Below are 20,110 nucleotides of genomic sequence, written 5' to 3'. Positions count from 1 at the left end.
CGTGCCGGGCGGCCTCGCGACCGGTGCCGGGCCCGTCCGCCCCCGCCCGGCGACCGTACGACGGGTGCCGGGCCGCCCGTACGACGGGCTCCCCCGTTCGTCGTCCGGAGACGGTACGTCGCTCGCCGGGCCCCGCGGTCTCCGGTGCGCCTCCTGCCCGGGGTCCGTGACGGACGCGGGCAGGAGGCACGGCCCGGGTGTCGACGGGGTGGGGGTGTCGCGGGCGGGGCGCCGGATCACCCCACGGCTGCCCCGTCCGTCCGCCACGCGGGGAGCAGTTCGTCGAGGAGCGCCTCGGTGCGGGGCGGCAGGCCCCGCGCGCCGCTGCGGGTGACCAGGTCGGCGGCGAGCCGCTTCAACCGGTCGGTGTCGCCCGTGGCGTGGGTCGCGCGCAGCAGCTCGTTCCACAGACGCTCGTCGCGCGGCGCCGAGTTCATCGAGGCGTTCAGCGCCTCGATCGCCTTCTCCGCACGGTCCTTCTCCAGGTGGAACGCGGACAGCGCGAGCCCGATGTCCGCGACGAGCAGCGGCAGTTGGGCGTCGATGATCTCGTGCGTGAGCCAGCCGTAGCGGCCCTGCGGGCGGTCGGCGAGCAGCGGACCGCGGACCAGGACCAGCGCGTCGGTGAGCAACCGGCCGCGCACGACGCGACTGTCGACCCCCTTGCCCTGGGTCGCCTCGTGGTAGAGGGAGCGCAGCACGTCGAGGTCGGAGACGACGGACTTGGCGAGCGTGAGCCGCCCGGCCTCGTCGGTGCCGAGGCGGGCCGTCCCGTCGGGGTCGGCGCCGAGCCAGCCGCGCAGCCGCTCGACGAGGGCGTCACGCACGTCCTCGGTGACACCGCGCGGCCACAGCGCGGCGGACAGCACACGCGGGTGAACCCCTTCACGGTGCAGCAGGAGCAGCGCGAGGGCCTCGTGCAGCAGGGGGCTGCGTTCGCCGTCGGGCGTCTCCAGGCCGATGATCTCGTACGAGCCGACGAGCCGCGCGTAGACGGCGGGCCGCCCCTGTTCGCTGATGTCGACGAGGAACGGCGGGGTGGTCGTCGGCCCGTCGGGGTCGCGCTCCGGGTCGGCCTCGACGAACAGTTCCACCACCGCTCGCTGCTGGGCCACCGGCAGGAGCTGCGCGTCGAGTTCGAGACCGAGCAGCGGCGCGAGCAGTTTGCCCTCGCCGGTGATCTCCATCTCCCAGGCGGCGCCCGGCAGATCACCGCTCTCGGTTCCGACCAGGTAGCCGATGCCCAACCGACCCGCGTCGGCCGCGAGTTCGGCGAGCGTGACGGCGTCCTCGGCGGAGGGCTCGGTCGCGAGGAGGACGAGGTGCGGGGCCCAACGGGTGTGCTGGGCGGGCCCGGTCCGGCCGGTGAGGACGGAGTCGTGGCCGGCCGCACCCAGCGCGCCACGGCGCTGCCGGGTCTCCGCCTCCATGGTCTCCACGAGCGCCTCGACGTCGTCGAGGTGGCGCAGCCGGTTGGGGGCGAGCGGGGTGAGGTCCTCGCCGAAGCCGACGAGGGTGATCGTCATGCGGTCGGACCAGCCGTTGGTGGCCAACTCGGCCGCGACGGAGGCGAACACGCCCGCGCGGTCGGCCGCGCTGCCGCTCAGGGAGACGATGCCGGGCACGGCCTCCAGGTTGAGGAGCAGCCGCGAGTCGTCCATGGTGCCGAGGCTGACGAGGCCCGGGTACGGAGCGGCCGTGTCGACCTCCTCGTACTGCTCGGCGTCCGCGCGGGCCAGCATCCAGAACGTCTGGTCCTGCCCGAGCTGCCACGGCGTGGGCGGCTTGCCGGCGGGCTGGGCGAGCTGGAGGTGCAGGTCGCCGTTGCCGCCGAGCCAGGCCGCGTAGACGGTGGGCAGCGGGCGGGATTCGGCGGCGAGAGCGGTCGCGAGTCCGCGCAGAGAGAGGTCGAGCAGGCGGACGCCCTCGGGGTCGGCGCCGACGAGCAGCGCGTCCTGGGCGTCCGCGGCGGACCCGGTGGGAACCGGCGGCTCCATGCCGCGCCGTCCGCCGACCGCGCCGAGCGCGGACTGCCACAGGGCCTGGCGGCGGCGCCGTCCGAGCGCGCCGAGGAGGCCGGCGGCAAGGAGGGGCGCGCCGACGAGTGCCTCCGGCAGCCCGAAGGTGAACCCGCTGCCCTCGGCCCCCTGCGAGGCCTGCGCGGCTTCGGCGGGGACGGGTTCGCGCCGCTCCGCGCCGCCGGCCGCGTCCTCGCCGGCGGGCCGCTGCCGGGGCACGTGGATGTGCGCGGTGTCGCGGTCGCCCTGGTCGTTCTGCCGGTTGGCGGCGCCGCCCCGCTGCTGGTCGCCGGTCTTGGCGTAGTCGTTGATCTGCTGCTGGACCTGCTGGGAGACCTCGGGCGCCGCGTCGGGCATCTCGACGAGTTCGCCGCCGTGGGCGTCGCCGGGCATCTCCAGGATCCAGCCGGGCCGGATGAGGCTGGCCTCGGACAGCTTCGAACCGTCGGGCTGCGTACGGTCCTTGTTGAGCTGGTAGATCTCCTTGTACCGGCGCCCGTCGCCGAGGTGCCGCTGCGCGACCTCCCAGAGGGAGTCGTGGTGCCGCCCCTCGGGGGGCTGGATCCGGTAGTACTTCGTGTCGCCGTGCTCGGCGGCGCCGGCGCCGTCCGCGTGGGCCGCCGCGTCGGCCGCGTCGGCGGCCTGCTCCGCGAGCGCGGCGGCGGCGCTGGAGGCGGCCTGCTCCTGCTGCCCGAACAGTCCGGGGGTCTGCTGCGCGGCGGCCACGGAGCCGTGCTGGTTACCCTCCAGGCTCTGGCCGAGCTGTGAGAGGCCCGGCGTGAAGCTGGCGGCGGCCGCCCCGACGAGGAGCAGGGCCGCGACGAGCTGGCGGGCCAGCAACTGGCTGGGGCCCGCGCCCGGGACGCGGTTGGGCATCCCGACGCCCGACAGCGCGGCCTTCACCTCGACGAGCACGCAGGCGGTGAACTGCGCCCACGCGAACCACACGATGACCGTGAGCGCGTTGATGAACGTGCTGACGGAGATCTCCCGCTGGAGCCAGTCCATTTGGGGCGCTCCGTGCGGCAGCGGCCACCCCACGCTGACGGCGAGTGCGCCGGGCACCCCGACGAGCAGCACCAGCAGGGCGACGAACGCCCCGAGCGCCTTCACGAAGTCCCCGAACGTCCTGCGACGCCGGGGCAGGGGCTGCGGCGTCCGATTCCTCGGACTCGGCGAGGTGCCCGTCGAGCTGGAAGTGGTGCGTCGCGCCATGGCGGGTGTCCCGGGGTCGTGTGAGGAGGGGGTGAGGTCGGGGGGTGAACCGAGCCTACTGAGATCTTAAGGAGGGTGTCGAAGGCCGCCCAGGGGGCAGCACGAAGGAACCGCCCGATACACCACCTCCCGCCCGGTAAGCCCGAGTTGCACCCCTCACCTGCCCCCGCCCCGCACGGGACCTTCACACGCTCCCCACCGCCACGAACGGCGACCCGAACCCGGTGATCGCTTCGGTGACCTGGTGGATCTGCTGGATGGGCACGGCGGGTGGCTCGAAAGCCCGGTCGGCCCGACTCCCCCAGTCAGCATCTGCCGATCACGTAATCTGAGCGCCCGACCGGGCCCGCCTGCGCGCGCGTTGAGAGAGGCATGCCATGGCACTGAGGCATGACGTGACCGCGCGGCAGACGCGTCTGGCGGTCGAGCTGCGGAGGTTGCGCGAGGCGGCGGGTCTCACCTCGCGGGAGGCGGCCATCCTGCTCGGGGCGAACCCCGCGCAGATCAGCCAGATCGAGGCGGGCCTCGCCGGGGTGAGCGAGAAGCGGCTCCGCCGGCTCACGGCCCAGTACGCCTGCACGGACGAGGCGTTCGCCGACGCCCTGGCCGCCATGGCGACGGAGCGGATCCGGGGCTGGTGGGAGGAGTACCGGGGGCTGCTGCCCACGCCGTTCCTCGACCTCGCCGAGCTGGAACACCACGCCACGTTCCTCCGCGAGGTGCAGTTCCTCTACGTCCCCGGACCGCTCCAGACGGAGGACTACGCCCGGGCCGTCTTCGCCTACCGGGTTCCCGAACTCTCGTACGAGGACGTCGAGTTGCGTGTACGACACCGTATGCACCGCCGGGTGATCCTCGAAGGGCCGGCCCCGACGCCCTACGACGGTGTGGTCCACGAGGCGGCACTGCGCATCATGGTCGGGGACCGCGCCACCTCCCGGGCCCAGCTGACGCACCTCCTCGAACTCTCCGAGGCGCACCACGTCACCCTGAGCGTGATCCCCTTCGACCTGGAGGGGTTCGCCGGCGCCACCAGCGCCATGACGTACGCCGGAGGTCGCGTACCGAAGCTGGACACCGTCGTACGCGACGCGCCTCAGGGCGCCGCCTTCATCGACTCGGAAGCCCAACTCGACGCCTATCGAACGCTCTTCCGTAAAGTGGAGGCTGTTTCGCTGGGCGCCAAGCGGTCCCGCGACTTCATCCACCGGTTGGCGAAGGAGCTGTGAGGCACCGATGAACACCCCCCGCAACTGGCGGAAGTCGTCCTTCTCCGGCCCGGGCGACGGCGACTCCTGCGTCGAACTCGCCTCCACACCCAGCACCCTCCACCTCCGCGAGTCCGACGACCCCACCACGGTCCTCACCACGACCCCGGCACCCATCGGCCACCTCCTGGAGGCGATACGCACCGGATCGGTCACGGCACCGGGCGCGTAACAACCCCTCTACGAAGCCGCCATCGACGTTCCGACGAAAACGATCAGCGCGATACGTTCCTGCGTACGTGCTGATGCGGAAGTCGCAGGTGCTACGGGGGAACACGTGACCAACAGGCCGGCGGACTGGCACATACTCGACCTGGACCGGGACCCGACACCGGGCGATCCGCAGCGGGTGCGCAAACTCGCCGGCTCCCTGCACGACTTCGCCGACGACGTGGCGCACATCCTCCGGGACATCAAAGGCCTGGCGAACGAGGACGCGGTCCTGAAGTGGGCCGGGAAGACGGCTGACTCTTTCGCGTCGGAGTTCGAGGACGTCCCCGGCAAGCTGAAGAAGCTCAAGAAGTCCTACACGCTCGCGGGCGACGCGCTGGCGTCGTACTGGCCCGACCTGGACGACGCCCAGGAGAAGGCGGACAAGGCGCTGCGCGACGGCCGCAAGGCGCGGGACGAACTCGCCACCGCGCAGAGCGCGCTGACCGGCGCCGACGACTGGGTACGGACGGCTACGGCCAAGGCCGACTCGTACGACCCGGGCAGGAACCAGGGCAAGGACGTTCCGCCACCGGACGAGGCCGACGTCCGACGGGCGACACGCAACGCCCAGCACGCCAAGGAGCAGCAGACCGCCGCCCGGAAGAACGTCGACGACGCCCAGGGCCTGCTGGACGCGGCGAAGAAGCTCGCCGCCCATGCCAGGGGACTGCGCGAGGACGCCGCCCGCCGCACGGTGAAGAAGCTCCACGACGCCTCGGACGCCGGTATCCACAACCGGCACTGGTGGGAGGAGCCCGTCGACTGGGTCTCCGACCACTGGGACGAGATCGTCACGGTGTGCAAGTGGGTCGTGACGATCGTCGGCATCATCGTGATGATCGTGGGCGGCCCGCTCGGCTGGCTCGTCTTCGCGGCGGCCCTCATCGTCCTGGCCGACACGGTGAGAAAGATGCTCAACGGCCAGGCCGGCTGGGGCGACCTCATCTTCGCGGTCCTCGACTGCATCCCGGCGACCAAGGGCTTCACCAGCCTCGCCAAGATGGGAAAGCTCTGGAAGGCGGGCGGGCTGCGCGCACTGGGTGGCGGCGCGTTGAAGGGAATCGGGGGTGGCCTGAAAGGCCTGGCGAACAGCGCCCGAAATCTCGGCGGCTCCGCGCGCAATGTGTTCCGTGGATTCGACGGGTCCTGGCTCGGCAGGGTATCGGCGCGTGGATCCGGAAACCCGCTGCCGTCACCCGCGGAAATAAAGGACGCGCTTCGCAACCTCAATCCCCAGCTCTCCAAGAAGAGCTACACCTCCGAACAGGGCCACTACTACGCGACGCGTGTATTCCAGGGCGGCAGGACCGATGAGACGGTTCTGGCGGGCCACGGATTCCTCGAGGACGGGGCCGGCAGCTTCACCGTCCCGGAAGGGAGCAGCCTCTCCTTCTACGTGGATCACGGCGAGCGATTGCCGGGCCTCGACGGCCTGGCCGTGGAAGCAGGCGTATATCCCGGCAGCGCCCTCCACACGGCACATCCGGGCGACGTCATACCCAACTACACTCTCGCGGCCCCGGCACCGTCGATGGCAGGCAACTTCAGCGTCTTCGAGAATTCCACAACTGTCGCGGAACGGACGCGAATTGCCGACCTGCTGCAACCCGGTATGGGGAATGTACACTGGGCGGCATGTCGTGAAATCCTCTGAGAGAGAGACGCTCGATGGAGTACACCCACAGCGAAGGCCCTTGGGTCGAGACCGCCGTGAAGCTGGTCATTCGCAAATCGGACTTGGATGCCGATCTCGTCTCCAGGTCGATCCCTTTGAATCCGACGACTGTCCAACTTCCGGGAATCGACCCCCTGAATCCGGGTTCGATTCGGGACGGCCTGTGGATCGTCCAGATTCACGGCAGAATGCCGGGCGGAGTCAGCGACCAGCTCGGCACCTTGTTGAGCAAGGTGGAACCCCACTCTCACGTACTCTCTCAACTGGCCTCTCAGGGGTACGGGATCCATATCGACATCTCTGGATTCGTCGGCCGTGGAGCCACCTTCACGTTGCCCGCCGATGTCGTCCGGAGATCCGCGGCTCTCGGCCTGCCCGTGACCATCTCGACCAGCGTCAGCGATCGGTGAGACCTCCCATGGAACTGTTCGCCACCTGGGGCGCACCCCAGGCCGCCCTGCTCATCACAGGTCGAGACCTGGTCCCCGGAGAGATCACGGAAGAACTGGGCCTCACACCGGCCTTCTCCCGAGAGGCGACGGCCGGTGCCTCGTTCCGGCCCGGAGAGAGCTGCTGGGCTGTCCTGATCACCGGTGAAGCCGATCAGGGCTTCGACACCCCCATCGAGAAACTCGTCGAGCTGATCTCACCTGCTCTCGAGGCGATTCGAGGAGTTCAGCTGCGCGGACACGACGTCCGGATCGACCTCAGCGGTCATGTGCAACGAGGGTCTCGGACCTACCTCTCTCCGCGTGCGTTGAGCAGTCTCGCCCAGCTCGAACTGCCGGTTTCCCTGACGACGGACGCCGATCCGCCCACACGTTCCGAGGACCTCCTGGATTGGCTGCCCGCCCCCGACGGCTCGCACCGAGCCACGTGAAAGGACTCATCGCATGACCGCCACAGCCGCCGCCCTGCCGGTCGGCGTCTCTCTGTCCGTTCCGGAGTCATGGTGGGAGTTCGACATCCGCCCCGAGGGCAGGGACGCCACCGTTCGGGCGCTCGTGGACGACCGGGTGCGTGAGCTCCCGGAGCTCGCTCCCTACCGGTCGGACCTGGCCACCATGCTCCGCAGGATGGCCAAGGACGCGCACGACTCCGGGGCCGTGTACATGGGCTGCATGGCCGAGAACTTCGACGGTGTCCCCCTCTCGGCGACGATCACCGTGTCCGTCGTGGGGGCCAAGGACAAGCAGGGTACGGCGCTGTCCACCGACCTCCGGGCCATCGCGGACAGCCTCCGCACCATCACGCCTCGACGCGAAGGCGACGTCTGGCGCACGGTGACGACGGTCGAGATCCCCGAACTCGGCCTCGCGGCACGGACGTTCGGCGTCGAGGACGTGCCCGTCGCGCAGGGCGACACCCGTACCCTTCGTATGGTGTTGACCCAGACCTACATCCCCGTCCCGGGAACCAACGACCAGGTCGTTCTCGTCTCCGGTGCGAGCCCCGTGCTGGACCTGGCCGAGGCGTTCCACGACATTTTCGACGCGGTGACCAGCACCTTCCGCTTCGTCTGACCGAGACCTCAGGACCCAGGAGGGGGACCGACATGGGTGGTGGCGGCAAGAGTGACCTCGCGCTCCCGTTGAGCGAGCTGGAGGACTACGGCGGGCGGCTGCGGGACATCAAGAAGCGGCTGAACCACACCAAGAAGCTCTTCGAGAGCTACAAGGACGACCTCGGTGACGACACCGTCTACGACGCCCTGGACGACTTCGAGTCGGGCTGGGAGGACGGCCGGGAGGACATCGGCCAGGCTCTCGACGCCCTCGCCGAGATGTCCGACGCCGTGGTCCGCGAGTTCCGCAAACTCGACGACAAGCTGGCCAAGGACGTGAAGGACGGGGTGAAGACGGAGGACGGCGGGCAGAAGGGCGGGGGCGGCAAGTAGCCGTGGCCGAGCACGGTTTGGTCCGAGCGACCGCGAACCGGCACGGCCACGCCGCCTAGGCCCGGATCGTTCCCCGGCGATCGGCCTCGACCGAGGCCCCCGTCCGCGTCGTTCCCGGGCAGTCGGCCTCGACGGCCGCCTCAGCCCACCTCGTTCTCCGCCACCGCGCGCCCGTGCACCGTCACGTCGCCGCCGTAGAACAGGCCCGTGAACACCGGTGAGTAGGTCAACTGGACCTCGACCTCGACCTGTTCGGCGTCCGCGGCCACGCAGTGGGTGGAGCCGATGTCCCGGCCGGACATGCCCATCTCGCGGGCGAACGCCTTCACGCGGGCGTCGCAGTTCTGGGAGTTGATCGGGGCGGGGCCGTTCTGGTTGTCGTAGAGGGACTCGAGGTCGATGTCCTGGGCGGCGTAGCGGGCGGCCTGCTCGGCGATGTCGGCGGCGCGTTCCCGCTTGGAGATGGACATGCCGCCGTCGATGACGAACGCGGACAGGGACAGGAAGAGCAGCGCGAAGATGATGACCGCGCCGGCTCCCGAACCCCGGTCGTCCAGGCGGGCCCGGCGTGCCGCGACCCAGGCGTGGGCCCGTGCGCCCGGGCGGGGGGCGCGTACCGCACGTGCGACGTGCACGGCGTGCACTGCGGAGTTCAGCCTCATGCCGTCCTCCGGAACGGGTCGAGGGGTGAGCTGAAGCTGGACTTCAGGGTGGTCGGGACGTCGAGGCCGATCATCGCGAGGCCCCGGACCTCGCAGCTCACCTCGACCGAGAACAGCGTGTCCGGCTCGAACCCCGCGCTGGTCTGCGTCACCGTGACCGGCCCCGAGCAGATGTCCCCGAGGTCCGCCTCGGCCGCCTTGCGCGCCTCGGCCATCGCCGTCCCGTGGTCCTTCTGGATCGAGCCGGCCCGCGCCGCGTCCCGGGCCGCTCCGTCCAACGCACCGCGTCCGTCGACCAGTTGCCCGAACGCCACCAGCACCAGGATGAACAGGATCATCACGGGAGCGAGGATCACCACCTCGATGGTGGACAGGCCCCGGTCGCCACGGCGGCCGGACATCCGGTCGCGGAGAGCGGTCGGCGAGGGCTTCGGTACCGTCACGGGCCCTCATCCTCCACGAACCGTTCCACCGGGCCCGACGACTGCGCGTGCACCGTGAGGTCCAGGCCGGGGAACACTGTGGGGATCTTCGCCGTGATCTCGACGCCCACGGTGTCCGGGTCGGGCTGCAGCAGCTTGACGTCCGGGGACAGCACCAACTGCGGCCCGAGCTGCTGGATATAGCTGTCCACGACGTCCCGCGCGTCACCGCGCCACGCCCCGGGCTGCGCGTCCGCCGTCGCTCGGGCCTTGCGGGCACCCGCCTGCGCCGCCGCCTGCGCCACATGATCCGCGAAGAAGTACAGCGCGAACTGCACCGTCGCGAAGATCATGAAGAAGAGCACCGGGGTGAGCAGCACGAACTCGATCGCGGTCATGCCGGAGTCGCCGCGGGCGGAGGCTGCCTCCACCCTGCGGCGCACCCAGCGACGTACCCCTTGACGTGCGCGCACCCGAATCCCCGTCTACGTCGCGTTCAGCAGGTCTTGCCCGCGTCGGCACCCTTGATGCAGTCGCCGACCTTGTTGGCGCCGTCGCTCAGCGCGGCGTTGATGATCGCGGCGACCACGCCGACGATGGCGACGACGACCGCGGAGATGATGACCCACTCGACCGCGGACGCACCCCGGTCGAGTTCGCCGGAGCGGGCACGCTGCACCCGGCCCTGGAGGAAGGTGATCAGGAAGTCCACCCCCGGGATCCCGGTGTTGAAGTTCCGTCCGTTCATGGTGAGTTGTCCTCTCGAAGTTGTATCGGTGGTCGGCTTGCGACGCGGTGGGACGCTTTTCGGTACCGCGGACGTTCGGACGCTCGACGTTCAGACCTGGAACACGCGCATCGCCGCCGGGAAGATCAGGAAGACCAGGAAGCCCGCACACAGCAGGAGTTGGGCCACGAGCATCGACTGGGACTTCTCGCCCGCGCTGCCCTCGATCTCGGAGAGTTCGCGGTGCCGCATCGTCTCGGCGCGCGAGGCGAGCGACTCGCGCACCTTGGCGCCGTCGTCCGCGACGAGTGCCAGCGAGGCCGACAGGTCCTTCAGCTCCTCGACGCCGAGTTCCTCACCGAGCGAACCGAGCGCCTGCCACTGGCTGATGCCGGTGATCCGGGCGTCGGCGAGCGCGTTGCGGATGCGCTGCGTGGCCCAGCCGTCGGAGATCTCGGCCGCGGCCATCAGCGCCTCGGGCAGACCCCGGCCGCCCGCCAGGCTCATCGACACGAGGTCCAGGTACGCGCCGATCACGCGCCGCAGGTCACGCCGCCTGTCCACCGCGTCCCGCCGCACCTCCAGGTCGGGCAGGAAGAAGAAGATGACCGCGAAGAGCAGCGCCAGCCAGACCGGGATGATCGGGCTCCTGCCGAAGCCGAGCGTCCACACGACCGCGAACAGCAGCGGCCCGAAGAACACGCCGGCCGCGGCCAGCAGCACCTTCGTCGCGAGGAACCTCTCCCAACTCCGGTCCAGGACAGCCAGGTCGGCACGCAGCGAACGCTGCTCCCAGCCCTGCTGAAGATAGAAGTCGGAGACTCGCGTGCCCACTTGGGCGCGTAGCCCGGCGAGCCGTCCGGTGTCCTGCCGCCCGTGGTGCGCGGACTCGTACGCCGCCCCGCGGGCCCGCATCGCGTCGATGCGGGCGACCTGGGCGACGGCGCTGCGCCGCGACGGCATGAGGGCGCGGACGAGGGCGTAGACGCCCAGTCCGAGCACGGCACCGATCACGATCGGCATGGTCAGGTTCATCGGCGTACCGCCTCATCCCCAGGAACCGGCGTACGGGGGCGTACGAACTGCACGGATGCTTCGTCGCGCACCAGGAACCGCTCGGGCGTCTCGATGGTGGACAGCTTGCGCAGCCACCAGAATCCGAGGGCGAACAGGCCGCAGACGCAGGCGAGCACGAGCTGGCCGACCGCGGTGCCGTACGGCTCGACGAAGTCACGGTTGAAGATCGACAGGCCGAGGACGAAGGCGATGGACACCGCGACGACGATCTGCACGGACCGCCGTGTCGAGGCGCGCTGGGCCATCACGCGCTGACGCATGTCGACCTCCTCGCGCGCGGACTTGGCGAGGGCGCCGAGCACCTGCCGGAGCCCCGGGCCGCGCAGCTTCGCGTTGAGGATGAGCGCGGCGACGATGATGTCCGCGGACGCGTCGTCGATCTCGTCGGCGAGCTGCTGGAGCGCCTCGGGCAGCGGGGTGCGCGAGCGCAGCCGGTCGACCAGGGCGTCGAGGTGCGGCCGCAGGACCGGGGCGGAGGCGCGTGCCGATGCGGGGATGGCCTGTTCCAGGCCGACGGCGCCCGCGATGGTGTCGCGCAGCGACTCGGTCCAGGAGGCGAGGGCCTCCACGCGGCGCATCGCGGACCGCTCCTCCGAGGCGCCGCCGAAGAGCTTGTCCCAGAAGAAGACGAGGATGCCGGCGGCGATTCCGGCGACGGCCCAGCGCGTGAGGAGGAGGACGACGAGCCCGGCGATCGCCGCGATCGAACCGCGCTGACCGACGAACCGGATCAGCTCGTTGGCCCGTTCGGTCGCCTTCTGCTTCTCGTGCTCCGGCTTGGCCGGAAGTCCGCGGACGGCGACGGCGAACAGCGCGAGGCCGCCGCCGACGGCCACTCCGCAGCCGAGCGCGTACAGCATGGTCGTGGAGAACAGACCGCCCATGGAACCGAGCGAGTCGAGCGCCGCGAGGGACGTCATGTCCTTGCTCCCGGTCGTCGTGACGGGCGTTGCGACGGACGTGGCGATGGTGGTCGTGAGGTCGGTCGTGAGGGTCATCGTCGTCACCAATTCCCGCTGCCGGGCAGCCGGTAGCCCTGCGCGATGAGCTCGTCGAGGCAGGCGATGGGCGCGTGCGGGACGATCCGGCCGTCGGGTGCCTCGGCGAACACCTCGCTGGACAGCACCCGTCCGTCGACGCCGTTGACCTCGCGCACGGAGGTCACCATGCGCTGGAGCCGGCCGCCGGACTCGTACTCGTTGCGGCGCTGGATGAAGACGACGAAGTTCACCGCGCCCGCGATGAGCATCTGGCTCGCCTCGATGGGCAGACGTTCGGTCGCCTGGAGCGCGTACGTGGAGATGCGGTTGAAGACCTCGCTGGAGCTGTTCGCGTGGATCGTGGAGAGCGAGCCGTCGTTGCCCTGCGACATCGCGTTCAGCATCGTCACGATCTCGTCGCCGAGGACCTCGCCGACGATGACGCGGGAGGGGTTCATACGGAGCGAGCGGCGCACCAACTCGGCCATGGTGATGGCGCCCTGGCCTTCCGAGTTGGGCAGCCGCTCTTCGAAGGCCACCACGTTCGGGTGCAGGTCGGCGAAGGTGTCGAGGCCGAGTTCCAGGGCGCGTTCGACGGTGATGAGGCGCTCGTGCGGCGGGATCTCGTTGGCGAGGGCGCGCAGCAGCGTCGTCTTGCCCGCGTTGGTCGCGCCCGCGATCATGATGTTCTTGCGGGCGCGGACGGCGCAGGCGAGGAAGTGCGCGACCTCGGGAGCCAGCGTGCCGTTGCCCACCAGGTCGGACATGAAGACCTTGCCCATCCGGGCGCGACGGATCGACAGGGCGGGCCTGCGGGTGACGTCCATGACGGCGGAGAGCCGGGAGCCGTCCGGGAGCCGCAGGTCGAGCTGGGGGTTGGCGGAGTCGAAGGGCCGGGACGACAGGCCCGAGTAGGCGCCGAGGATCTGGATCAGCTCGATCAGTTCCTCGTCGTTCTCCGCGACCGGGTCGCCCGTGGCCTCCCGGCCGTCGGCGTATCCGATGAAGACCTGGTCGTAGCCGTTGATGTCGATGTTCTCGACGTCCGTGTCGTCGAGCAGCGGCTGCAGACGGCCGACGCCGAACAGCGCGGCGTGCACGGCGGCCGCGTACTGCTCCTCGGTCTCGGCGTCGAGCGGGGTGCGGCCGAGGTTGATCTCGGTGCGGGCGTGGTCCTCGAGTATCTGGGCGATGACGGCGCGCGCGTAGTGCCGCTCGTCCTCGTTGGACATCGGTGTGACGCCGCGGACCTGGTCCTCGCGCCGCTGATCGGCGATGCGGTCACCGGCGTCCTGCCGGAACCGCTTGACGAGCTGGTGGTCGACCGCGGTCATCGCCCGGCTCCGGCGGCGGGCTGCCCGTGCGGCCCGGCGGATCCGTGCGGACCGTGCGAGCCGTGGGGTCCTTCGGCGGGTACGGACCAGGCGGCGCCGTACTGCTGGTAGAGGTCCGCGGTGACCTTGCGGGCGGAGCGGATGAGCAGCGACTTGTCGAGGCGTCCGCGCCGCCGTCCGGCCAACTGCTCGGCTCCGGCGGGGTCGTCGGCGAGGGTGCCGACGACGCGCGCACCGGTCTGCGCGGCCACGAGCATGTCGTTGACCTGGTGGACGAGCTTGGCGGAGTCGCTCGGGTCGGCGATGAGGACGACACCGATGAGCGGGGTGGCCATGCTCGCGGCGCCGCGCGGACCACCGTGCAGCTTGGCGGAGAGGGCGGTCGCGCGGTCGCGGACGCGCGCGATGGCCTCGGGCTCGGTGCGGGAGAGCAGGAGCACCAGGGCGGCGTGCGGGAAGAGTTCGACGGCCGGAGTGTCTCCGCTGATCCGACCGCAGTCGGCGATGACGTCGGCGGGCGCGTTCGGGGAGTCGGCGAGGTGGGCGAAGGCGCGTCCGAGGGTGGGCCAGAGCCCGGCGAGCCCGGCCGCCTGCTCGGCCATGCCGAGGCCGACGAGGACTTCAAGTCCGCCGCTCAACGGCTGTACGTGATCCCAGAGTTGGTCGGGCACGAGGCCGCGGCGCGCGGTGGCCGCTATCGACAGCATGCCGGTGTTGGGGTTCAGGGGGCCGCCGTGGGCCGCCGCGCTGCGGTACACGAGGTCGCCGCCGGCCGGGTCGGTCTCGGCGAGCAGGACGCGGCGGGGCCAGACCGCGGAGAGCGCCACCGCGGCGGTGGTGACTCCGGGGGAGCCCTTGTCTGCGGCGAGGGCGATGAGCGCCATGACTGTCTACTCACTCGCCTCTAGTTGCCGGGAACGAGGACGAGGGCGACCTTGCCGGCCGAGGAGGCCTGGGCGACAGCCGCGGCGTCCCCGATGTCCACGAGGAGCGTGACCGGGAGATTGGTGCTGCTTATCGTCGCGTCCGAACTCGTCTTCACGGCGAGGACCTTGGCCTTCTCGACGATCGGACCGTCGTCCGCGCCGGACGAGCTCGATCCGGTGGCGCCGGCCGAACTCCGGCTGCTGGAGGTGTCGTCACCGACCCGGTAGACGGCGACGGTGTCACCGGTCTTGATGTCCGTCGGGTACTGCCCCTCCTTGAGGGAGACACCCACGGATGCCTTGCCGTCAGGAACGGTCGCGCCGTTGGAGAACATCTCCCCGATGACAAGGGTCCCGGCGTAGATGGTCGACTTCGCCTTGAGCTTCTTGAGCGTGCCAAGCTGTTTCCACTTGACGTAGTTGATGCCGGCGTCGTCCGCGACCAGCACCGAGTCCACGTGGTTGCCCACGGAGTCGCCGGCCTGGATGTCGCTCGTCACCTTCACGACCTCGACGCGGTCGCCGGCCCGCAGCACCAGCATGGTGGCACCGAGGGCGCCGACGAGGATGAGGAGGACGGCGAGTGCGGCCAGCGCGGGTTTGCGCTCGCGAGGCGGCGTGGGAAGACGGTCGCCCATCACCGGGTGAGCCGACGAGGCGGAACGGTTGTTGCCCGCCCCCGTACGCTCTTGGATCTTCACGCAACCGCTCCCCGTACACCCAAGAAAATGTCTGTCAATTCACGTGCCAAACTAGACACTTCGCCCCCGTGCCCCTTTACGGGACGTACCGCCCGACCTGGCCTGATAGCCAACGCTGGAGCGAGTGTCAGGCCATGGCACCGTATCAGCCGCACATAAGCCCCTCAAGGCGCGTCAAGACACCCGAAGCGCAACCGACTCGACGTTACCGACGCGCAACCAGAGCCCCACGGTTCCCTGTTGGCCCCGGCGATCGAACCCCTCTCCGACCTGTGCGCCAGCGAATCCGCCCCCGCCCTCCCCGGCCCCTCTCGTCACGGACCGTGCACGAGGCCTGCACGAGGTGCTCACGGGTGGGGTGGGAGGGGTGGGCGGTTTCAGCCACACGGGGGATCTGCCGCCGCGAAGACAGGGCTACGGACGGCAGTGACGGACTGCTGTGACCGACTTGGCCGGAGTCCGTCCACGACGTCAGAATCCCCAAGGATGGGGTCAGAACCCCCAAGGATGGGGATGGACCGGCAGCGACGGGTCCTCCGACCAGACGAGCCGGGATTCGACCTCGTCGCCGAGGAGTTCGGTGAGGAGGCCGACGGCCCAACCGTTCCAGTAGATGCCGCCCCGGTACTCGGGCACGCGGAACGCCGCGAGGTGGGAGGGGAGCGCCTCCGGGCGGAAGACCGCCTTCGTGATCTCGCCGGTGGTCTTCTTCGGCCGGGACGACCTGCGGGTGTCCAAGCAGTCGACGATCCTCTCCACGAGATAGAGGACGTAGTCGTCCGGCCCGGAGGAATCGGCGAGTACCGCCCCGTCGGTGGCGACCGGCACGAAGCGGCCCGCTTCCGCGAGGTCGTCGGCGAGGAGGCCGGCGACCCGCCCGCTCAGGACGGGGGCGCCCGGATATCCGCTCGGGAACTCGCTGCTGCGCCACTCGGGATTGCCGTCCCACGTGCCGTCGAACGAGGTCGGAAGATCGGAGTCGGCCCCCGTGATCTGCCAGCGGATGAGTTTCCTCAGCGAACTGCCCAGGAGCAGCGTCCTGAACTCGCCCATGCGCGGCAGCAGGCGGTACACGGAGCGTGGGTTCGGGGTGGTGTCGGTCATTTACGGTGCCGTCCAGACTGCCGTCGGTGAAGGTACGCCGGTCGAGAGCTCTCCCTCGACCTCCCGGCCAATGGTGCGCAGTTCCCGCCGGAGTTCCGTGCGAATGGCCCGCACGCCGAAGCCGCGCGCCGTCCTGTCCTGCACCACTTGGTCCAGTCGCTGGTTCACGCGCTGCAGGAAGGGTTCGCGGTGGGTGAAGTTGTGTGGGCTGGGGTGTCCGAGCGGGATGCCGTTCGCGGCATCGTTGACGTCGACGCCGTACCGATCCAGCAAGGCACGGCTTCTGGCTCCCGGCACCCAGTGGCCCGCGCTGCCTCCGGACGGAACGAGGTGGGCGGCCGCCTGCCCCCGGCTGACCGGACGCCCCTCGCGCCGCATGTTCCTGCGCAGCCGCCTGGCGTTCTGCCGACAGCTCAGCAGACCGAGGTAGTCGATCCACAGCAGCGGGTCGAGAACGTAGCCGCGGGGGTTGGGTCCGGCGTCCATGCCCAGCGGGTCCGGGCTGAGATACGTCGCGGTGGCGGGGTCGTAGTGCCGGAAGTAGTTGTAGTGGAGCTCGGTCTCGGAGTCGTAGTACTGGCCGGGGAAGCGCAGTGGTGTCCCGGTCCCGGAATCCTCGCCCGACGTGCTCAGCCCCCAGATCGTCGCGGAGGACGTCCAGTCGACCGCGCCGCCCTCCGAGACGAGCTCGGTCGGCGTACCGACCAGGTCGGTGACAATGGCGTGGAAGCGTTCGTCGACGCGCTGCTGCTGGTCGTCGGCTGTGGCACGGCGTTCCGTCTGGGCGAGCGGCCGAACACCGTCCCTGTCCCAGGTCAGGGTGACCTCTTCCACTCCGCCGGCCGTCCTGGTGGTCTGCTCAACGAGGTGAGGGCCGTCCCACGTGAAGACCGTCTCCTCCATGACGGTCGTCCCGTCCCGGCCCAGGCGCCGCTTCGCGACCCTGCGGCCCATCGGGTCGTAGAGGTAGCGCCAGACCGTTCCGTCGGGGGTGATCACCGAGGTCAGGCAGTCCTCGGCGTCCCAGGTGTAGCGCCAAAGATCGGGTTTGCGGGACAGTCGGGCCCTGCGCCGCAGGACGACCCGGCCCGCGGCGTCGTACTCGTAGTGGACGGAGCCGGCCCGTGTGACGCGATTGCCCGCATAGGCGCGGTCACCGCGCGCACCGGGGTCCGGGCGCGCGTCCGGCCACTCGGCCCGCGTCTGGTTGCCGACCTCGTCGTAGGCGTAGGACTCGGTCCAGTTCGCGGCGCGCACGCCAGTCACCCGTCCCGCACCGTCCACGTCGAAGGTGCGCCGGCCCCGCAAGGAGTCGTCCAGCGAGGCAACGCTGCCGTCGGCCCGGTACGAGAAGACTTCCCGCTTCAGGGACCTGCTCCCCGCCTTCAGCGTGCGGCCGGTGAGGCGGTCGTCGGTGTCCCACGTCTGGGTGAGGTGGATTCCGTCGTCACCCCCGACGCGGCGGGCCACCTCCCGGCCGAGCGGGTCGTACGCGGACGCGAGGTGGCGACCACCGGTGTTGAGCAGCGTGCGGTTACCCGTGGCGTCGTAGGCGTACAGCGCGGTGGCACCGGTGGGTGTGGTCCGCCGGACGGGGCGGCCGAGCTCGTCGTATGCCGTTGTCAGCGCGCGACCGTCGACCTCCTGCCCGGTGAGCCGGCCGGTCGCGTCGTACGCGAAGGCAAGGGTGGCGTCGGGGCCGGTGGCCCGCAGAAGACGGCCGTTCACGTCGTGCGCGAAGACCGTCGTCCTCCCGTCGACCGTCTTCCCGGTCGTGTTGCCGACGAGGTCGTAGGCGTAAGCGGTCTCCTGCCCCAACGGGTTTCTGACAGAGAGCAGTTGACCGGCGGGATCGTACGTGTAGCGCAGGGTCCGGTCGTCGAAGTCCGTCTCCGTCGCGAGGTTACCGGCGGCGTCGTAGACGTACTCCCAGGCCAGCCCGCGCGGATCGGCGACCCGGGTTAGCCGCAGTTCGGTGTCGTGGGTGAACGCGTGGCGGACGCCGTCGGAAGTGGTCCGCGTCTTCATCAGATCGAAGGCACCGTAGGTGTAACGGGTCACCCGGCCGAGGACGTCGGTGTGCGTGAGGCAATTGCCTTCGCCGTCGTACGTCCAGGATTCGGTGCTCCCGTCCGGGTCGGTACGCCAGGCCTCGTACCCCTCCACGGTCCAGCCGAAGGACGTGGTCGCGCCCAGCGGATCGGTGAGCGCGATGTGCCGGCCGAAGCCGTCGTACTCGACCCGCGTCTCCGCCCCGAGCGCGTCGACCACGGAAAGGGGCTGGCCCGCCGCGTTGTTGACGTACCTCTGGACCGCGCCCAGCGGATCGGTGAGCGTGGCGAGGGCTCCGGTCGCATCGTGCGTGAAGGCGGCGACAGCACCCGAGGGGTCCGTCAACGAGACGCAGTTGCCCCGCTCGTCCCACTCCTGCCGCGTCACCGTCCCGTCGTAACCGGTCGTCCGCACGGGAAGGTTGAGATCGTTGAACACGGTCGATGATGTGGATCCGTCCGGCAGGGTCACGGATGTGAGGTTCCCCGCGTTGTCCCAGTCCAGCCTCAGCGTGCGGCCCAAGGGGTCGGTGCGTGACACCAGCTGATCCCGGTGGTTCCACTCCTGGACCGTAGTACCCCCCAGGGGCCCGGTCTCGGCGATCAGCTGGTAGGCGTCGTTGAACTCGTACGTGGTGACGTGACCGAGTGAGTCGACAACCGTGGTGCTGCGCGCAGCGTCGTCGTACCTGAACGTGTAGTCCAGGACGCCGTCCACTCCGCGTCCGGCCACGCACCGGCCGGCCTCGTCGTAGACGAAGCGGTACCAGATCCCGTTCCGGTCCTCCCAGCCCGTCACCCGGTGCTGATCGTCGTAGTTGAAGCACAACGGAAGACCGGAGGAGTTCCGGACCTCCGCCAGGTCGCCCCGCTCGTCGTAAGCATAGCGAACCAGCACGGGCCGCTCGGGATGGCTGTTCAGCGCCAGCTCGACGATGCGCCCGCCCTCGCACGTCACACCGATGCGGTAACCACCGTGATGGACGATCTCGGCCGGGGTGCCGTCGACGGCGTACGAGACCTCGATGGCGTTGCCGTTCCGGTCTGCGATCCGGGCAAGGGCCAGTTCGGACGGCGACCGGTCGGGCAGCGCCCGGAAAAGTAGTGTGTGCCCCGTCTCGGGCCGGTAAACGGCCAGGTCCCCACCGTCCCAGCCCAACGGCCAGTACGGGCCCTCCACCGGCAGAACCGGCACGTCGGGTTCCGGCACGGGATACGTGAGAACCATGCCGTCGTCGACGATGAACCGGGCGCCCGTGGCGTCGAGCAGCAGACGCTGGTCGAGCGTCGACGTCCAGCCGCGCCCGAGCAGGCGGCCGCTGTGGACCCCGGTGCGGTGGTGGCGCTCGAACAGCAAGGGCATCATGCCGTCCAGCGAGACATCACTCGCCGACATCACCATCTGCCCGGTGGCCACGTCGATCGGATCGCCGCGGGTCACGAGCTTCTTCATCTGCCGACCGAGATTCTTCATCTTCGGGCCGAGACCTCGGAGACTCATGGCCATGCCCTTGAGGCCGGTCTTGCCGAAGCCCTTGAGCCCCTTGGCAAGCTTGCCGAAGCTCGTGATCCCCTTGCCGCCGGGTATGCAGTCCAGCGCAGCGAAGGCCACATCCCATAGGGACGCCTGCCCTTTCGCATACTTGTTGAGGGTGTCCGCCAGGACGACGAGCGCCGCGACCAGCACGATCGCACCGAGGATCGGCCCCCCGACGATCATCGCGATGATCCCCAACACCGCGACCACGACCTTGCACACCGCGACGATGGTGTCCCAGTTGTCGGAGAACCAGTCCCCGACCTCCTCCCACCACTTCCGGTTGTGGATCCCCGCATCCGA

The 20,110-nt window shown here is 70.1% G+C and carries 19 protein-coding genes; 7 read left to right on the top strand and 12 right to left on the bottom strand.

Going from position 1 to position 20,110, the window contains the following annotated elements:
* Positions 1-236: 236 nt before the first annotated feature.
* Complete coding sequence (locus AB0C62_RS30935) at positions 237-3,233, bottom strand: BTAD domain-containing putative transcriptional regulator (protein ID WP_362978754.1); 2,997 nt, start codon at positions 3,231-3,233, stop codon at positions 237-239.
* Positions 3,234-3,610: 377 nt separating this feature from the next.
* Between AB0C62_RS30935 and AB0C62_RS30930 the strand changes: the two genes are divergently transcribed.
* From AB0C62_RS30930 to AB0C62_RS30900, 7 genes are all read left to right on the top strand, one after another.
* Positions 3,611-4,462 (top strand): helix-turn-helix transcriptional regulator, encoded by an 852-nt coding sequence (locus tag AB0C62_RS30930; protein ID WP_362978752.1) that lies wholly within the window; start codon positions 3,611-3,613, stop codon positions 4,460-4,462.
* A gap of 7 nt (positions 4,463-4,469) precedes the next feature.
* Positions 4,470-4,673, top strand: a complete 204-nt coding sequence (locus tag AB0C62_RS30925) for a DUF397 domain-containing protein (RefSeq protein WP_362978750.1) — start codon at positions 4,470-4,472, stop codon at positions 4,671-4,673.
* A gap of 105 nt (positions 4,674-4,778) precedes the next feature.
* The gene (locus tag AB0C62_RS30920; RefSeq protein WP_362978748.1) at positions 4,779-6,368 is read left to right on the top strand and encodes a putative adhesin; all 1,590 of its coding nucleotides are present in this window, start codon (positions 4,779-4,781) and stop codon (positions 6,366-6,368) included.
* A gap of 14 nt (positions 6,369-6,382) precedes the next feature.
* The gene (locus AB0C62_RS30915; RefSeq protein ID WP_362978746.1) at positions 6,383-6,799 is read left to right on the top strand and encodes a DUF4279 domain-containing protein; all 417 of its coding nucleotides are present in this window, start codon (positions 6,383-6,385) and stop codon (positions 6,797-6,799) included.
* A gap of 8 nt (positions 6,800-6,807) precedes the next feature.
* Complete coding sequence (locus AB0C62_RS30910) at positions 6,808-7,269, top strand: DUF4279 domain-containing protein (RefSeq protein WP_362978744.1); 462 nt, start codon at positions 6,808-6,810, stop codon at positions 7,267-7,269.
* Between the two features lie 13 nt (positions 7,270-7,282).
* Entirely contained in the window at positions 7,283-7,912 is a 630-nt protein-coding gene (locus tag AB0C62_RS30905; RefSeq protein ID WP_362978742.1) for a hypothetical protein, read from the top strand.
* Between the two features lie 32 nt (positions 7,913-7,944).
* On the top strand, positions 7,945-8,286 hold the full coding sequence (locus AB0C62_RS30900; protein ID WP_081218768.1) for a hypothetical protein: 342 nt from the start codon (positions 7,945-7,947) through the stop codon (positions 8,284-8,286).
* A 140-nt stretch (positions 8,287-8,426) separates the two neighbouring features.
* Here the strand turns inward: AB0C62_RS30900 and AB0C62_RS30895 are convergent, their stop codons facing one another.
* The 11 genes from AB0C62_RS30895 to AB0C62_RS30845 all read right to left on the bottom strand — a co-directional run.
* Positions 8,427-8,948, bottom strand: coding sequence for a pilus assembly protein TadG-related protein (locus tag AB0C62_RS30895; RefSeq protein WP_362978740.1), 522 nt, complete (start codon positions 8,946-8,948; stop codon positions 8,427-8,429).
* Entirely contained in the window at positions 8,945-9,349 is a 405-nt protein-coding gene (locus AB0C62_RS30890) for a TadE/TadG family type IV pilus assembly protein (protein ID WP_362978843.1), read from the bottom strand. Before AB0C62_RS30890 ends, AB0C62_RS30895 begins: the two co-directional genes overlap by 4 nt.
* 38 nt (positions 9,350-9,387) lie before the next feature.
* Positions 9,388-9,768 (bottom strand): TadE family protein, encoded by a 381-nt coding sequence (locus tag AB0C62_RS30885; RefSeq protein WP_203658796.1) that lies wholly within the window; start codon positions 9,766-9,768, stop codon positions 9,388-9,390.
* 98 nt (positions 9,769-9,866) lie between these two features.
* On the bottom strand, positions 9,867-10,118 hold the full coding sequence (locus tag AB0C62_RS30880; protein WP_081218765.1) for a hypothetical protein: 252 nt from the start codon (positions 10,116-10,118) through the stop codon (positions 9,867-9,869).
* Positions 10,119-10,208: 90 nt separating this feature from the next.
* A complete protein-coding gene (locus tag AB0C62_RS30875; protein ID WP_362978738.1) occupies positions 10,209-11,132 on the bottom strand; it encodes a type II secretion system F family protein in 924 nt (307 codons plus the stop codon).
* Complete coding sequence (locus tag AB0C62_RS30870; RefSeq protein ID WP_362978841.1) at positions 11,129-12,058, bottom strand: type II secretion system F family protein; 930 nt, start codon at positions 12,056-12,058, stop codon at positions 11,129-11,131. Before AB0C62_RS30870 ends, AB0C62_RS30875 begins: the two co-directional genes overlap by 4 nt.
* A 119-nt stretch (positions 12,059-12,177) precedes the next feature.
* Positions 12,178-13,488, bottom strand: coding sequence for an ATPase, T2SS/T4P/T4SS family (locus AB0C62_RS30865; protein ID WP_362978736.1), 1,311 nt, complete (start codon positions 13,486-13,488; stop codon positions 12,178-12,180).
* A complete protein-coding gene (locus tag AB0C62_RS30860) occupies positions 13,485-14,372 on the bottom strand; it encodes a hypothetical protein (RefSeq protein WP_362978734.1) in 888 nt (295 codons plus the stop codon). The genes AB0C62_RS30865 and AB0C62_RS30860 overlap by 4 nt, the downstream gene beginning before the upstream one ends.
* 20 nt (positions 14,373-14,392) lie before the next feature.
* Positions 14,393-15,115 (bottom strand): hypothetical protein, encoded by a 723-nt coding sequence (locus tag AB0C62_RS30855; RefSeq protein WP_362978732.1) that lies wholly within the window; start codon positions 15,113-15,115, stop codon positions 14,393-14,395.
* 492 nt (positions 15,116-15,607) lie between these two features.
* On the bottom strand, positions 15,608-16,219 hold the full coding sequence (locus AB0C62_RS30850; RefSeq protein WP_362978730.1) for a hypothetical protein: 612 nt from the start codon (positions 16,217-16,219) through the stop codon (positions 15,608-15,610).
* On the bottom strand, positions 16,220-20,110 hold a 3,891-nt coding region (locus tag AB0C62_RS30845), incomplete at its 5' end, for a DUF6531 domain-containing protein (RefSeq protein ID WP_362978728.1).

Origin of the sequence: Streptomyces sp. NPDC048643 (assembly GCF_040650615.1) — a bacterium.
Classification (GTDB): Bacteria; Actinomycetota; Actinomycetes; order Streptomycetales; family Streptomycetaceae; genus Streptomyces.
This window is presented reverse-complemented; position numbering and strand designations above follow the sequence as displayed.